Source organism: Paraburkholderia strydomiana (assembly GCF_031456815.1).
GTDB classification, from domain to species: Bacteria; Pseudomonadota; Gammaproteobacteria; order Burkholderiales; family Burkholderiaceae; genus Paraburkholderia; species Paraburkholderia caledonica.
The window spans coordinates 288,141-302,769 of the sequence record NZ_JAVDVL010000007.1 but is presented as its reverse complement, the minus strand read 5'-3'; the positions used below and the strand labels follow the sequence as shown (position 1 = coordinate 302,769).

At 61.8% G+C, this 14,629-nt stretch carries 11 protein-coding genes; 8 read left to right on the top strand and 3 right to left on the bottom strand.

Annotation, left to right across the window (positions count from 1 at the left end):
• Positions 1 to 110: 110 nt before the first annotated feature.
• The 7 genes from J2W46_RS20830 (at position 111) to J2W46_RS20800 (ending at position 8,592) form a co-directional block, all read left to right on the top strand.
• Positions 111 to 1,460 carry an NAD(P)-dependent oxidoreductase gene (locus J2W46_RS20830; protein WP_310355812.1) on the top strand — a complete coding sequence of 450 codons (1,350 nt, stop codon included), beginning with the start codon at positions 111 to 113 and terminating at the stop codon, positions 1,458 to 1,460.
• Between the two features lie 60 nt (positions 1,461 to 1,520).
• The gene (gene preA / locus J2W46_RS20825; RefSeq protein ID WP_310355810.1) at positions 1,521 to 2,849 is read left to right on the top strand and encodes an NAD-dependent dihydropyrimidine dehydrogenase subunit PreA; all 1,329 of its coding nucleotides are present in this window, start codon (positions 1,521 to 1,523) and stop codon (positions 2,847 to 2,849) included.
• Positions 2,850 to 2,976: 127 nt separating this feature from the next.
• Complete coding sequence (locus J2W46_RS20820) at positions 2,977 to 4,488, top strand: NCS1 family nucleobase:cation symporter-1 (RefSeq protein WP_020065408.1); 1,512 nt, start codon at positions 2,977 to 2,979, stop codon at positions 4,486 to 4,488.
• 52 nt (positions 4,489 to 4,540) lie between these two features.
• Positions 4,541 to 5,992: a dihydropyrimidinase gene (hydA, locus tag J2W46_RS20815; RefSeq protein ID WP_310355808.1), complete on the top strand. Its 1,452-nt coding sequence runs from the start codon at positions 4,541 to 4,543 to the stop codon at positions 5,990 to 5,992.
• Positions 5,993 to 6,342: 350 nt separating this feature from the next.
• A complete protein-coding gene (locus tag J2W46_RS20810) occupies positions 6,343 to 7,125 on the top strand; it encodes an amino acid ABC transporter substrate-binding protein (RefSeq protein WP_020065410.1) in 783 nt (260 codons plus the stop codon).
• A 22-nt stretch (positions 7,126 to 7,147) separates the two neighbouring features.
• Complete coding sequence (locus tag J2W46_RS20805) at positions 7,148 to 7,825, top strand: amino acid ABC transporter permease (protein WP_310355806.1); 678 nt, start codon at positions 7,148 to 7,150, stop codon at positions 7,823 to 7,825.
• Positions 7,825 to 8,592, top strand: a complete 768-nt coding sequence (locus J2W46_RS20800; protein WP_310355804.1) for an amino acid ABC transporter ATP-binding protein — start codon at positions 7,825 to 7,827, stop codon at positions 8,590 to 8,592. The genes J2W46_RS20805 and J2W46_RS20800 overlap by 1 nt, the downstream gene beginning before the upstream one ends.
• A gap of 124 nt (positions 8,593 to 8,716) precedes the next feature.
• On the opposite strand, the gene leuA is transcribed toward J2W46_RS20800, so the two are convergent.
• Positions 8,717 to 10,435: a 2-isopropylmalate synthase gene (gene leuA / locus J2W46_RS20795; RefSeq protein WP_310355802.1), complete on the bottom strand. Its 1,719-nt coding sequence runs from the start codon at positions 10,433 to 10,435 to the stop codon at positions 8,717 to 8,719.
• Between the two features lie 302 nt (positions 10,436 to 10,737).
• Between leuA and J2W46_RS20790 the strand changes: the two genes are divergently transcribed.
• Positions 10,738 to 11,244: a hypothetical protein gene (locus J2W46_RS20790; protein WP_310355800.1), complete on the top strand. Its 507-nt coding sequence runs from the start codon at positions 10,738 to 10,740 to the stop codon at positions 11,242 to 11,244.
• Positions 11,245 to 11,305: 61 nt separating this feature from the next.
• Here J2W46_RS20790 and J2W46_RS20785 read toward each other — a convergent pair whose 3' ends face one another.
• Together J2W46_RS20785 and J2W46_RS20780 are read right to left on the bottom strand one after the other, a co-directional pair.
• Positions 11,306 to 13,174, bottom strand: coding sequence for a glycosyl transferase family 1 (locus J2W46_RS20785; RefSeq protein WP_310355798.1), 1,869 nt, complete (start codon positions 13,172 to 13,174; stop codon positions 11,306 to 11,308).
• Positions 13,175 to 13,316: 142 nt separating this feature from the next.
• Positions 13,317 to 14,579 carry a DUF3443 domain-containing protein gene (locus J2W46_RS20780; RefSeq protein WP_310355797.1) on the bottom strand — a complete coding sequence of 421 codons (1,263 nt, stop codon included), beginning with the start codon at positions 14,577 to 14,579 and terminating at the stop codon, positions 13,317 to 13,319.
• Positions 14,580 to 14,629 lie beyond the last annotated feature (50 nt).

The window sequence follows — 14,629 nt, the reverse complement described above, 5'->3', positions numbered from 1 at the left end:
ACCTGCTTTAACAGCTTCACCGTAGCGCCAGAAAAACATGCCGTCCGGGCTTCGCTCACGCGAGAGCCGACAGGTGCGGCTGCGTCCTCAAATCGACAGAAGGAACGTGTATGGCTATCAAGCAAACCGGCGACATCGCCGCGCAACGCCTGTCGCCCGAGCAGCTTTCCTGCGAGTTCTCCGACATTGCACCTTTGCTCGACGCAAGCGCCGCCGCCGCGGCAGCGAGCCGTTGCCACTACTGTTACGACGCGCCTTGCGTCAACGCTTGTCCGACCGGGATCGATATTCCCAGCTTCATTCGCAAGATTGGCAACGGCAACCTGAAGGGCGCGGCGGTGGACATTCTGTCGGCCAATCCGCTCGGCGGCATGTGCGCGCGCGTGTGCCCGACCGAAATTCTGTGTGAAGGCGCTTGCGTGCGCAATCATCAGGACGCGAAGCCGGTGGCGATCGGCGCACTGCAACGTCATGCAACCGACTGGGCGATGGCGCGCGGCGAAGCATTGTTCAAGCGGGCGCCCGCGACCGGTCGGCACGTCGCAGTCATAGGCGCGGGGCCTGCGGGGCTCGCGTGCGCGCATCGCCTTGCACTGGCGGGCCATGACGTCACCCTCTACGACGCTCGCGACAAAGCCGGCGGTCTCAACGAATACGGCATTGCCGCCTATAAAACAGTCGACGATTTCGCGCAGCGTGAAGTGGAATGGCTGTGCTCCGTGGGAGGCATCGAAATAAAAAATGGCGTTGCGCTAGGGCGCGACATCGACCTCGATACGCTACGCAAGCAACACGACGTCGTGTTTCTCGCGATTGGCCTAACCGGCGTGCGCGCACTCGCCATGGCCGGCGAGGACCTGAGCGGCGTGGTGAATGCGGTGGATTTCATCGAGCAGATTCGGAGCGCACGCGATCTCGGCACGGTGCCGGTGGGCCGCCGCGTCGTCGTGATCGGCGGAGGCAATACCGCGGTGGATGCGGCTGTGCAAAGTCGCAAGCTCGGCGCGACATCGGTAGCGATGGTGTATCGGCGCGGCGTTGAATCCATGAGCGCGACATGGGCCGAACGCGACTTCGCACAAACGAGCGGCGTCACGCTCATCACGCATGCAACGCCAGTACGTTTGATCGGCGAGGGCGGCGTGGTGACGGGCGTCGAGTTCGAACGCACAGTGAGCGGGGGCGACCAGGAGCGCTTCGTGATCGAAGCGGACATGGTGCTCAAGGCGATTGGCCAGACGCTCGTGCCGGTGGGAATCGAACGCGAGTTGCTGACGCTCGACGGCAGCCGCATTGCTGTCGATGCAACCGGGCAGACGTCGCTTGCCGGCGTCTGGGCGGGCGGCGATTGTGCGGCCACGGGCGGTATCGACCTGACCGTGCAAGCCGTGCAGGACGGCAAGCTTGCGGCCGCCGCTATCGATGCGCAATTCGCTCGCACCGCCGTGAAAGCCGCGTAGCGTGGCTCGCTGCACAGCACTGGAAGACACAACAAAATAGCCGTCCCCAAGGAGCCGAACATGGCCGATCTGCGCTGTACGATTGCCGGCATCACATCGCCAAATCCCTTCTGGCTCGCGTCTGCGCCGCCGACCGACAAAGCCTATAACGTGAACCGCGCGTTCGAAGCCGGCTGGGGCGGCGTGGTGTGGAAGACACTCGGCCTGGACCCGCACGTGGTCAACGTGAGTTCGCGCTACGGCGCGGTGCAATGGAACGGTCAACGCATCGCGGGGCTCAACAACATCGAGTTGATCACCGACCGCCCGCTAGACGTCAATCTGCGTGAAATCGCACAGGTGAAACGCGACTGGCCCGAACGCGCCATGATCGTTTCGCTGATGGTGCCGTGCAATGAGCGCGACTGGAAGTGGATCTTGCCGCTCGTGGAAGACACCGGCGCCGATGCAGTCGAACTGAATTTCGGATGTCCGCACGGCATGAGCGAACGGGGGATGGGCGCGGCGGTCGGCCAGGTGCCCGAGTACATCGAGATGGTCACGCGCTGGGTCAAGGAAGGTACGAAGCTGCCGTGCCTCGTCAAGCTCACGCCGAATATCACCGACATCCGGCTCGGCTCGCGCGCGGCATACAAGGGCGGTGCGGACGGCGTGTCGTTGATCAACACGATCAACTCGATCGTCGCCGTGGATCTCGACGCAATGGCACCGTTGCCGATGGTTGACGGCAAGGGCACGCACGGCGGCTACTGCGGCCCGGCGGTCAAGCCGATCGCATTGAACATGGTCGCCGAAATCGCGCGTGACGTGGAGACGCCGAACCTGCCGATTTCGGGTATCGGCGGCATTTCGACCTGGCGCGATGCAGCCGAATTCATGGTGCTGGGCGCGGGCAGCGTGCAGGTCTGCACCGCGGCCATGCACTACGGTTTTCGCATTGTCACGGATCTCGCCGACGGTCTTGCCAACTGGATGGACGAAAAGGGCTACGCGACGCTCGACGACATTCGCGGCCGCGCCGTGCCCAACGTTACCGACTGGAAGTATCTGAACCTCAAGTACGACATCAAGGCACGCATCGACCAGGACAAGTGCATTCAATGCGGCCTCTGTCATATCGCATGCGAGGACACTGCGCATCAGGCGATCATGAAAGAAAAAGATGGCGTCCGGCATTTTGAAGTGATGGACTCCGAATGTGTGGGCTGCAATCTGTGCATGCATGTGTGTCCGGTCGAGCAATGCATCACCATGGAGCGCGTGGACAACGGCGAATACGCGAACTGGACTACGCATCCGAACAATCCGGCGCGAGTGAATGCTCCGGCTGGTGAGGTAGAGGCAGAGTCAGCGAACGCCGAACCCGCCCACGCAGCAAAAGCCGCCTGAAATACAGGGCGAAATCGTTGTAAGCGCAGTTGTTAGCGCAGCGCTTGTACCGAACCGGTGTTTTCTCTAACGCCCGACGCGCCGACAGAAGCCGCGCGGGCTTCAACGATCTAGTGGAGATCTTTCGATGAAGCAGACCGCGCAACCCGTCGATCCGCAATTCGCGGCCGGCGCGCAAGGCAGCAGTCTTTACAACGACGACCTTGCACCCACCGGCCCCGCGCAGCGCACCTGGCGCTGGTATCACTTTGCAGCGCTGTGGGTGGGCATGGTGATGAACATTGCGTCGTACATGCTCGCGGCCGGATTGACTGAAGAGGGTATGTCGCCGTGGCAAGCGGTGTTGACCGTGCTGCTAGGCAACCTGATCGTGCTCGTGCCGATGCTGCTGATCGGCCACGCGGGCGCCAAGCACGGCATTCCATATGCAGTGCTGGTGCGCTCGTCGTTCGGCACGCAGGGCGCCAAACTGCCGGCAATGCTGCGCGCCATTGTGGCCTGCGGCTGGTACGGCATTCAAACGTGGCTTGGCGGCAGCGCGATCTATACGCTGTTGAACATTCTCACCGGCAACGCGCTGCACGGCGCAGCGTTGCCGTTCATCGACATTTCCATTGCACAGCTCGCGTGTTTCCTGGTGTTTTGGGCCTTGCAGATTTACTTCATCGTGCATGGCACGGACTCGATCCGCTGGCTCGAAAGCTGGTCGGCGCCAATCAAGATCGTCATGTGTATTGCGCTTGTCTGGTGGGCGACGTCGAAAGCGGGCGGACTCGGCTCGATGCTCGCGGCGCCTTCGCAGTTCGTGCCGGGCGGCAAGAAGGAGGGCATGTTCTGGGCGACTTTCTGGCCGGGCCTTACCGCCATGGTCGGCTTCTGGGCCACGCTCGCGTTGAACATTCCCGACTTCACGCGCTTTGCAAAAACGCAGCGCGACCAGATTGTCGGGCAGTCGATCGGTTTGCCGGTGCCGATGGCTTTGCTCTCGGTAATTTCGGTGGTGGTGACGTCCGCCACCGTGGTGATCTACGGCAAGGCGATCTGGGACCCGATCGACCTGACGAGCCGGATGACGGGCATTGGCGTCGGCCTCGCTCTCATCATCCTCACGCTCGACACGATGTGCTGCAATCTTGCCGCGAATCTCGTCGGACCTGCTTATGATTTTTCGAGCCTGTGGCCGAAGGGCATTTCGTATCGCGTCGGCGGCATGATTACCGCGACCATCGCAATCGTCATGATGCCGTGGAAGATTCTCGCGACTACCCAAGGCTATATCTTCACGTGGCTCGTCGGTTACTCGGCGCTGCTCGGTCCGGTGGCAGGCATTCTGATGGTCGACTACTTCCTGATTCGCGGCACGCGGCTCGATACCCGCGAACTATTCGACGAGCGCGGCGAATATAGCTATACCGGCGGCTGGAATATCGGCGCTGTGGTCGCGCTGGTGATCGGTGTGCTGCCGAATCTGCCGGGCTTTTTGCACACGGCGTTTCCTGCTTCGTTCGCGAACGTGCCGTCGATCTTCAATACGGTCTACACGTATGCATGGTTTGTCGGGCTCGCGTTGGCGTCGATCGTGTACAGCGCCTGGATGAAACTCAGCAAAGGACCCAGCGCGCGCGTCGCGAGTGCATGAGAAACGCGTGTCTGCAGCAGCGACACAAGCAAATTCATAAGGAGGCGGCAACATGACGACCCTGATTCGCGGCGGCACCATTATCGACGCGGAGAACACGTATCGAGCGGACGTGTTGTGTGCCGACCCGCAAGACGGCGGCACCATCCTGCAGATCGGAGCGGACCTGGAAGCGCCGGCGGGCGCGGCGATCGTCGATGCGGGCGGGCAGTATGTGATGCCTGGCGGCATCGATCCGCACACGCATATGGAGCTGCCCTTCATGGGCACCACCGCGAGCGACGACTTCTATACGGGCACTGCAGCGGGATTGTCGGGCGGCACCACGAGCATCATCGACTTCGTGATTCCTGGTCCGAAGCAAAGCCTGATGGAAGCGTTCAAGCAGTGGCGCGGCTGGGCGGAGAAGGCGTCGGCGGATTATGGGTTTCATGTCGCCGTGACATGGTGGGACGACTCGGTGTATCGCGACATGGGCACGCTCGTGCATGAACATGGCGTGTCGAGCTTCAAGCACTTCATGGCCTACAAGAACGCGATCATGGCCGACGACGAAGTGCTGGTGAACAGTTTCTCAAGATCGCTCGAACTCGGCGCGCTGCCCACTGTGCATGCGGAAAACGGTGAACTGGTGTTCCAGTTGCAGCGCCAGTTGCTCGCAAAAGGCTTCACGGGGCCCGAGGCGCATCCGCTGTCACGGCCGCCCGAAGTCGAAGGCGAGGCGGCCAATCGCGCGATTCGTATCGCGCAGGTGCTGGGAGTGCCGGTGTATATCGTGCACGTGTCCGCGAAAGACGCTGTCGATGCGATCTCGCGGGCGCGCAGCGAAGGGCTGCGCGTATTCGGCGAAGTGTTGCCAGGGCATCTCGTGATCGACGAAGCCGTATATCGCGATCCCGACTGGACGCGCGCCGCGGCGCATGTGATGAGCCCGCCGTTTCGCTCGGCCGAACATCGCGAGGCATTGTGGCGAGGTTTGCAGGCCGGGCAATTGCATACCACCGCGACCGATCACTGTGTATTCTGTGCGTCGCAAAAGGCCATGGGCCGCGAAGACTTCACGAAGATTCCGAACGGCTGCGGCGGAGTTGAAGATCGCATGGCGGTGCTGTGGCATCACGGTGTGAACTCCGGGCGTCTCACGCCAAACGAGTTCGTGCGCATTACGTCGACGAACGCTGCACAGATCTTCAACCTGTACCCGCGTAAAGGCGCGGTGCGTGTCGGCGCCGATGCGGATATCGTCGTATGGGACCCCAACGCAAGCAAGACGATTTCTGTCAAGACGCATCATCAGAAAGTCGACTTCAACGTTTTCGAAGGCATGACGGTGCAAGGCGTGGCCATGCATACGCTCACGCGCGGCGCGCTTGCCTGGAGCGACGGCGATCTGCGAGCCGTGAGAGGCGCTGGGCAGTATCAGAAGCGTCCGCCAAATGCTGCTTACTTCGACGCGATCCGCGTGTCGAACAAGCTGAAAGAGCCGCATCCCATCGAGCGGTAGCGCTCGAGCTTCCAGACTGCGGCGCGGGCGGGCAAGCTCGCGCCGACTTTCCTTTCGGCGCCGCGCAATCGCCGCGGCACCGCTGTCTCGCGTTTTCCCCGATGGCGTCCCGCCCATGTTCCATGTTGCGATGCATGCCGCGTCGTCACATCTGCTGTAGAGTTGGAATTCATGTGATAGTGGAGGCGATGGCTGCGGCTTAGCATGAATGCGCATATGGATTGGAAAGCTGATCCTTTGTAAAAACGCAGGCCGTTTGCTACAGTCCGCCCACTCCGCCGGGCACGAGCGCCGGTGGGACTGCCAACACGCGTCCAGGCATGCGTCCTGACCACCTTAGGGAGCCACTCATGAAGTCGATTCGTTCCATCGTGCTGATCGCGCTGTTTCATGCGGTAACCGTGAGCCCCGTGTTCGCCGCCGATGAGCTCGCGCAGATCAAGTCCTCGGGCGTGTTCAGGATTGGTACGGAAGGCACTTATGCACCGTTCACCTATCACGACGAGTCGGGCAAGCTAACCGGCTTCGACGTGGAAGTCGGCACGCAGATCGCGCAGCGTCTGGGCGTCAAGCCGCAATTCATCGAAGGCAAATGGGACGGCCTGATTGCCGGTCTCGACGTGAACCGCTACGACGCGGTGATCAACGAGGTTGCGGTGACCGACGCGCGTAAGCTCAAATATGATTTTTCCGACCCGTACATCACGTCGCATGCCGCACTGATCGTGCGCTCGGACAACAACGCGATCAAGACTTTCGACGATCTGAAGGGCAAAAAGTCCGCCAACACGCTGACCAGCAACTTCGGCAAGATCGCTGCCGCGCACGGCGCGGAAGTGATTCCCGTGCAGGGCTTCAATGAATCGATCGATCTGCTGACCGCGGGCCGTGTCGATGCAACCGTGAACGATTCGCTGTCGTTCCTCGACTTCAAGAAGCACAAGCCGGATGCGAAGGTGAAGATCGCCGCGCTGGACACATCGCCGGAAAGCAGCGACAAGTCCGCCGTGCTGATTCGCAAGGGCAGCCCGGAACTCGTCGCGGCGATCAACAAGGCGCTCGCGGATATGAAGAAAGACGGCACCTACGCGAAGATCTCGCAGAAGTACTTCGGCAAAGACGTCTCCAAATAAACGCCTTTCGCGAGTCTGAATCATGCCGGCATGGTTGCATCTGATGGCGCACTCGCTGTGGCCCCTGCTATATGCGGGGCTCGTGTTCACTGTGCCGCTCACATTGGCTTCGTTTGCAATCGGACTCGCGCTCGCGTTTATTGTCGCGCTGGTGCGGCTCTTTGGGCCGAAGTGGGCAGTGGCGGTGGTGCGCTTTTACGTGTGGCTGTTTCGCGGTTCACCGTTGCTCGTGCAACTATTCGTGATCTTCTACGGCTTGCCGAACGTAGGCATCGTGCTCGATCCGTTGACGGCGGCGATTATCGGCTTCTCACTGAACGTGGGCGCCTACAACTCCGAAGTGATTCGCGGTGTAATCGAGTCGATCCCGAAAGGACAGTGGGAAGCCGCGTATTCAATGGGAATGACACGCGAACAGGCGCTGCGTCGTACGATCTTGCCGCAGGCCGCACGCGTCGCGCTGCCGCCGTTGTCCAACTCGTTTATCGCGCTCGTGAAGGACACGTCGTTGGCCGCTGTGCTGACTGTGCCCGAAGTGTTTCAGGCAGCGCAGAGAATTGCTTCGGTCACCTACGAACCGTTGATTCTTTATACCGAGGCTGCGCTGGTGTATCTCCTGTTCAGCTCGGTGCTCTCGTCGGCTCAAGTGAGGCTTGAACGGAAGTTCGGCCGTCATGCACTCTTTCAGGCGGGCAACTAATGATCCGACTGGAAAAAATCGACAAGTATTTTTCCGGGCTCCGTGTGCTCAACTCGGTCGACCTGCACCTCGCGCAGGGCAACGTGACTGCGTTGATCGGGCCGTCGGGTAGCGGCAAGAGTACGCTGTTGCGTTGCGTGAATCTGCTGGAAATTCCCGAGGCCGGCTCGCTCGAAATCGGCGATCAGAAACTCACGTTCAGCCGCGACGAGCGGCCGTCGCGCGAAACGGTCCTGACTATTCGCCGCCGTACCGGCATGGTGTTTCAGAACTTCCAGTTGTTTCCGCATCTCACGGTGCGTCAGAACGTAATGGAAGGCCTCATCACCGTGCTGAAATGGGACAAGGAAAAGGCGCGGGCCCGCGCTGACGAATTGCTGGAGAAGGTCGGCATCGCGCACAAGGGCGATGCATGGCCTGTCACCCTGTCGGGCGGGCAACAGCAGCGCGTTGCGATCGCGCGAGCATTGGCGCCGTCGCCCGAAGTATTGTTATGCGACGAGCCCACGTCCGCGCTCGATCCCGGACTCGCCGCGGAAGTGGTCGAAGTACTCAAGCAACTCGCGAATGAAGGCATGACCATGCTGATGGCGACGCATGATTTGCGGCTCGCCGCTACCATTGCACGTGACGTGGTGTTCCTCAACAACGGCGTAGTGGTGGAGTCGGGTCCGTCACGCGATGTGTTCATGCGGCCGCAGCAGGAGGAAACCGCGCGCTTCGTCTCGACGTTGACGCACAGCTTGCCCGATGCATGGACCGAGTGAAGCGGATATGAGCGAGTATCTTTGATAAGGAAGCCGCTGAGGTATGCAACAAAGAAGAAAGGGGCGCCAGTTCAGAACTGCGCCCCTTTGCATATCAGGCCATTAAAGGCACTTTATTGGTGTCTTACGCTTCGGCGCGCTCGGCTTCGTTGTCCAGCGCAGTTTCGAAGAACCGTGCCTTCGCCTCTTCATTGACGCGAGCATACGCGCGATTCACGCCGCTGATCACCGCTCGAATCGACGCGGTCACCAGATTGGCGTCGATACCCACCCCGAACGCACTGCCGCTTACGTCCGCACCGGCCATTTCGGCGACGGCAACTGCGCGGGCGTCGGCGCCTTGCGTCAACGCGCGCTCCTCATAGTGCTGGATGCGCACGGGCACACCCATCGCGTGCATCAGTGCGTCGAGCGGACCGTTGCCTTCGCCGTTCAACACGCGCCGGGTGCCATTGATGTCGACAGTCAGCTTGATGCGCTCGCGTCCGTCCTGCTCGGACAGGCTGTGGCCGATGTAGTGCACCGGCGCGGTATTCTGCACGTACTCCTGCTGGAACAGTTCCCAGATCTGCGACGGCGTGACTTCCTGTCCGCTGTCGTCGGTAAAACGCTGCACGGCCGAACTGAAATCCACCTGCAAGCGGCGCGGCAACACGACGCCGTAGCTCTGCTCGAGCAGGTACGCGATGCCGCCCTTGCCAGACTGGCTGTTCACACGGATCACGGAATCGTAGGTGCGGCCCAGGTCGTTCGGATCGATCGGCATGTACGGCACTTCCCACATCGCGTCGGGTTTCTGCACAGCGAAACCTTTTTTGATCGCATCCTGATGCGAGCCGGAGAATGCGGTGAACACCAGATCGCCCACATACGGATGACGCGGATGGACGGGCAACTGCGTGCATTCCTCGGCCGTGCGCGCGATTTCGTTGATGTTCGAGAAGTCGAGTCCGGGATCGACGCCCTGCGTGTACAAATTCAGTGCGAGCGTGACGAGGTCCACGTTGCCGGTGCGCTCGCCGTTGCCGAACAGGCACCCTTCGATACGATCAGCGCCCGCCATCACCGCGAGTTCCGCCGCGGCCACCGCGGTGCCCCGATCGTTATGCGGATGCACCGACACGATCAACGAATCGCGGCGCGCGAGGTTGCGGTGCATCCATTCGATCTGGTCGGCGTAGACGTTCGGCGTGGCCATTTCGACGGTTGCCGGCAAGTTGACGATGGCCTTGTGCTCAGGCGTGGGTTGCCAGATGTCGAACACCGCGTCGCAAACTTCCTTCGCGAATTCGAGTTCGGTGCCGCTGAACACTTCAGGGCTGTACTGCAGCGTGAAATGCGTTTCCGGCGCGGCATCGGCGAGACGTTTCATCGTGCGCGCGGCTTTTTGCGCGAGTTCCTTGACGCCGTTCTGGTCGAGCCCGAACACGATCTTGCGGAATTCCGGCGCTGTTGCGTTGTACAGATGGACGATCGCGCGCGGCGCGCCACGCAACGATTCGAACGTACGCTCGATCAGATCGTCGCGGGCTTGCGTCAACACTTCGATCGTTACGTCGTCGGGAATGTGGCCGCCTTCGATCAACTCTCGCACGAAGTTGAAATCGGTCTGCGATGCCGACGGAAACGCGACTTCGATCTCCTTGAAACCGATCTGCACCAGCGTCTTGAACATGCGCATCTTGCGCTCTGCGTTCATCGGCTCGAACAGAGCCTGGTTGCCGTCGCGCAGGTCGGTGCTCATCCAGATCGGCGCGCGCGTGATCGTGCGCGACGGCCACTGGCGGTCCGTCAAATTGATGGGCTTGAAGGAGCGGTACTTGGTAGCTGGGTTCTTCAACATTTTCATCGTCCGTGGGTTCGACTGGCTGGTAGTCGACCGGACGACAAGAACGCAAAGCAGCGCCGCCGGTCGGAAACCGGGGCTGGGTCAGTTACTGGGGAATTATGCGGTGCTTCGGGTGTTTCAGATGGAAGCGCGCAGCAGCAGACCTAGCCCGGTAGAGCGGGCTAGTAGTAGCGATAGGGTGGTCTGGGCGCGGTACATAGTGCGCAATAGGAACATATTATTGGGACGGCGTCAAGCGGGGCGCTCGCGCGCGGCGCCAGGCTACAATTCCCGACGGCTTGAAAAACGGAACGTCAATGAAGATTCGGATTGTCACTATCGCGTGCGCTGCGACTGCCGCAGCACTCCTCGCGGCCTGCACGGCTGTCTACAAGAACTCGGACGCGTGCGAGCAGTTAATGCGAAGCAAGCTGGCAGAACAATCGACCGATACGCTGAAGATCGGCCATACGGGCGCGGGAATCGACGGCTCACGCGTCGTGGTGGAAGGGTCCATTGAACATGTGATGACGGCGTCTGAAGTAGCGGCCGCGTCAGCGCGAGCAGCGTCGGGCGCTCGGGCAGGACGCAGAATGGCGGCCTCGGGTGTGGGGGCGGCTTCGTCTGTGTCGCAGGCGGCTTCGGCGGTCACTGCGTCGGAGGCTGATGCGCTTGCACGGAAGCCGAACAAGCCGAAGAAGCTGATTCTGGCCGCAGCCGCCGAATGCACGTTCCATGGCCCGACGCTGGACACGTTTAGCTGGCTAGCGCCGGCAAAGCTGGCGGCGCCCTCCGACCCGGACGCGAACGAAACAGACGAGTAAGCTCCCAGGCGGCCGGTTCATTATCCGGGTGACGTGAATCCACCGCCTGACATTGCGCTGCCTATCTGCTCTCCAGCATCAACGCTAGCGCGCTTTCGGCAAACGCCTCAGGCCGGCCTTCAAAGCAGCGTTCAACCGCGCGCGTGTCGATCAGCCGCTGCCGCAATGCCGTGCGTTCGTCGTGTCCGTCGATCATTCGCACCGCTGCCGCGATATAACCCTCGACGTTGTCCGCCGTTGTCCATGGCGGCATACCCACGCGCTCGAATAGCGCGCCGTCTATCCGTTCGAATACCTCAGGCCCGCGCTTGCACACGCCCGGCAAACCGAGCGTGAGCGCGTCGACGATCCCATTCGTATTGCCGAACGGGAACGGACTCAGAAAGAGATCGGAGCGATTGACGCGCTCCAGGTAGTCCGCATACTGACAAAACTCGTGCACAACCGCGCCCGGCACCGCGCGTCCGATGACCTCGCGCATCTGGTCGAGCGCGAGGCCGGCCGGCACGCCGCTCATGAAGTGGAATTCGACAGGCGTCGCGGCCCGCGCACCGATCTCGCGGCACGCTGCGAGAAAACCGGGGTTGAGCTTCATCGCGCTAGCGGTAATGACCACTTCTAGTGTTTCGCGCGCAGGCGGAATGCGCGCGGAGATCTCCGGCAACGCAACCGAAGGCCGGTACGGCTGGCCGTCTTTCGGCAGCTTCATCAGGCGCTCGCTGAAGCATGCAGGATCGCCGACATAGTCTTCCTCGACGCTCACGTAGTCGATCTTGTCCGAGTGCGTGGTGGCCGGGTGCCCGAGGCCCGCGATCTGCAACGGCGCGACGCGCAGATTCGACATGAATACCGTCATCACGAACATGCCGACGCTCGGCATGTACAGCACGTCGGGCTTTTCGCGCTCCGCAAAGTCGCGAATGGTCCGCAGACATTCGCCGATGTACTCCGGGTCTTGCAGTTCGATAAAACGGTCGAAGACCGCTCGCCCGATATCGTCGATTGCATAGCCGAAGCCAAAGCCCACCACCTCGAAATGCTTGCGCGCCGCCTCGATAGTGCGCGAGTGCGTGCGGTAAATTGAATGCGCACCGCCGAACCACTCGAGCACGACCATCATCAACGGCTTTTTGCGGCGCTTCGCGTTCTTCGACGTCTTGGGGTTCGCCGCGTTCGCCTTGCGCGGTGGCGCCGGCAGGTCGGTCAAACCGAGTTGCGTGAGCTTGCGGCGCACGAGCACATTAATGTCACGCTTGATCTCATGACGGCGCGGCGTTTCTGCGTAGCTGCAAAACATGTAGGCGTTGTGCAGCAACGCGGTGGGCAGATCGTCGAGGTCGCCGATCTGCTGCAGTTTGCCGGGAAGCCACTCGATCAGTGCCTCGCGCTTGAGATGCGCGCTCGGCGAACCCTTGAAAACCGGCGCCAGCAGGACGAGTGCGAGGGAGGCCGCAAGCACCTTGTCGTACGCCCACAGCGCGACCAAGTCTAGCTCCATTTCAGAGCCGGTTGAATACAGCACGCAAAGCTTCTCGACGAAACGGTCACCTGCAAGAAACTGTCTGTCGTGCACGCCGCGCGGATTCAGTTGGCAAGCGACATGGTCCGCATTGCCGAACGGCGTAACCGAGAACAGCAAACCCACCCATTCATGCAGCGTCAGAAAGAGCCTGAAACATTCACCGGGCAGCTGGAACTCCGGATCGGCAAAGAGCGTGGAGGCCGCGCTGGCGAGCCGCGTACAGAAGCGCGTGCGTTGCTCTGCAGGCGCAAGGCCGCTCATGCCCGACGCAAGAAAGCTCTCGTCCAGCAGACCGCGTTTGTGCTGCAGCAGCGCGAATGCCGAGAGAAGCTGGATCGACGCCCGGATATGCTGCCGCGTGTAGACGAGATGCTCGAATTGGTCGAGCGAAAAGGTGGCTTCTTCCATCGGGAGGGCGTGGGTAGTTATGCATGACTAAGCATTTTCCAGATGCGTTAGCCTCGAACGACGATTATCGCAGCCAGCCGATACCGAATTTGCGCCATCCACGAATTTGCGAATTTTCAGCACAGCAAATGAGGCATCGCACTCAGAAGGCGTAGTAAGGGCCGGGCCCCGCGGACGTCGCGCGCGATGCAATCGCAGTGTACACACGGCGCCCGAAAAAGAACGGCAGGCCCCAGCCGAAGCCTCTGCTTGCGATGCCCGCCATGTTGTTGAAGGCGTTGTTCGCCGATGCAAACAGAACCCGCGAATTGCCGACCGAAAACGTGACTGCGTTTGCCGCGCCGTCCGTGCCGGTGATCGTCGCCGTCGCCGACTGCGTCGAACTCGGGCAATACCAGTAGCCGCATTGGGGCAGTTGCGTGTCGCGATAGAACAGGCCGTTCGAGCCCGTGTCGAGATAACTTTGCGTGTACGTTTGAGCGCCTTGCGTGGTCGTCACGTAGCCGGTCTGCGGATTGCCCTTCAACACCCGCGCGCTGCCGAGCGTGTTGTTTGCCTGAGTGCCGATGCCGAAGATCATCGACCCGGAAACGGTGAGCGCGCCGCTGTCTGGAACCGCGGGGAGATCGATCACCACGCCGTTGTTGTCGAGGGCGAAGCGGCTGACCGGATTGACCACCTGCTGTGCGAGAGGTTGCGCGGCCGGCATGCAGGCGCCGCCCGCGTCGCAGCCGTAGTACCAGCGTGGCAGCGCTGCGTTCGCGCAGGCGCTGCCGCAGTCGGCCGCGAACGCGCCGACGCCGAGAATGCCGTTGGCACGCAGCGTGTCGAGCGTGAGCATCGACGGCCCCGCGCCGGCGCAGTCCGCAGGGACCGTCGGCACCGCAGGGTCGGCAATCAGTTGAATCGCGATCGACGCGGCCAGTTGTCCGGCCATGCGCACGTCCGCGCTGCGCACCGCGCCCCACGCGTAGCCGCCGCCGAACACCGCGCATTCGCCCGATATCCCGGCGCCCGACGTGATCGCGGCGAGCGGCAAGCCAGCCGGAACGGCCGAGGCAAGAATGCGCAGGCCGTGCGAGCCGGTGTCCACCTGAATGTTGTCGATGGTCGCGCAGTTGTCCGTGCCCGGCTGGCAGATGGTGACGCTCGTGGTCAGTATGTTGCGCGTGAGACGCGGCGCCGCCGTCACGACGATCGGCTGCACATTGGGCGTGTTCGACTGTGCGACGGCAGTGCCGCTTGGGCTCGATGCGGCAGTCGGAGCCGACGCGACGGGCGCGCTCGCCGCCCCTGAACTGCGCGCCGGGGTGGTCGCGGCCTGGCCGCCACCGCTGCCGCCGCCACATGCCGTAAGAGCCGCGCAGACGAGCAGCAGGAGAGGGAGTGAGAGATTGAGCTTCATGGAGTCAACGTAGGTCGGCAGTCGTTTTGGTTGTTCCGGGCGCCTGGTGG

Bases quoted from the DNA above. Each gene is read 5' to 3' on its own strand.
- J2W46_RS20830 (WP_310355812.1), top strand. From the start codon at position 111: ATGGCTATCAAGCAAACCGGCGACATCGCCGCGCAACGCCTGTCGCCC.
- preA (WP_310355810.1), top strand. From the start codon at position 1,521: ATGGCCGATCTGCGCTGTACGATTGCCGGCATCACATCGCCAAATCCC.
- J2W46_RS20820 (WP_020065408.1), top strand. From the start codon at position 2,977: ATGAAGCAGACCGCGCAACCCGTCGATCCGCAATTCGCGGCCGGCGCG.
- hydA (WP_310355808.1), top strand. From the start codon at position 4,541: ATGACGACCCTGATTCGCGGCGGCACCATTATCGACGCGGAGAACACG.
- J2W46_RS20810 (WP_020065410.1), top strand. From the start codon at position 6,343: ATGAAGTCGATTCGTTCCATCGTGCTGATCGCGCTGTTTCATGCGGTA.
- J2W46_RS20805 (WP_310355806.1), top strand. From the start codon at position 7,148: ATGCCGGCATGGTTGCATCTGATGGCGCACTCGCTGTGGCCCCTGCTA.
- J2W46_RS20800 (WP_310355804.1), top strand. From the start codon at position 7,825: ATGATCCGACTGGAAAAAATCGACAAGTATTTTTCCGGGCTCCGTGTG.
- leuA (WP_310355802.1), bottom strand. From the start codon at position 10,435: ATGTTGAAGAACCCAGCTACCAAGTACCGCTCCTTCAAGCCCATCAAT.
- J2W46_RS20790 (WP_310355800.1), top strand. From the start codon at position 10,738: ATGAAGATTCGGATTGTCACTATCGCGTGCGCTGCGACTGCCGCAGCA.
- J2W46_RS20785 (WP_310355798.1), bottom strand. From the start codon at position 13,174: ATGGAAGAAGCCACCTTTTCGCTCGACCAATTCGAGCATCTCGTCTAC.
- J2W46_RS20780 (WP_310355797.1), bottom strand. From the start codon at position 14,579: ATGAAGCTCAATCTCTCACTCCCTCTCCTGCTGCTCGTCTGCGCGGCT.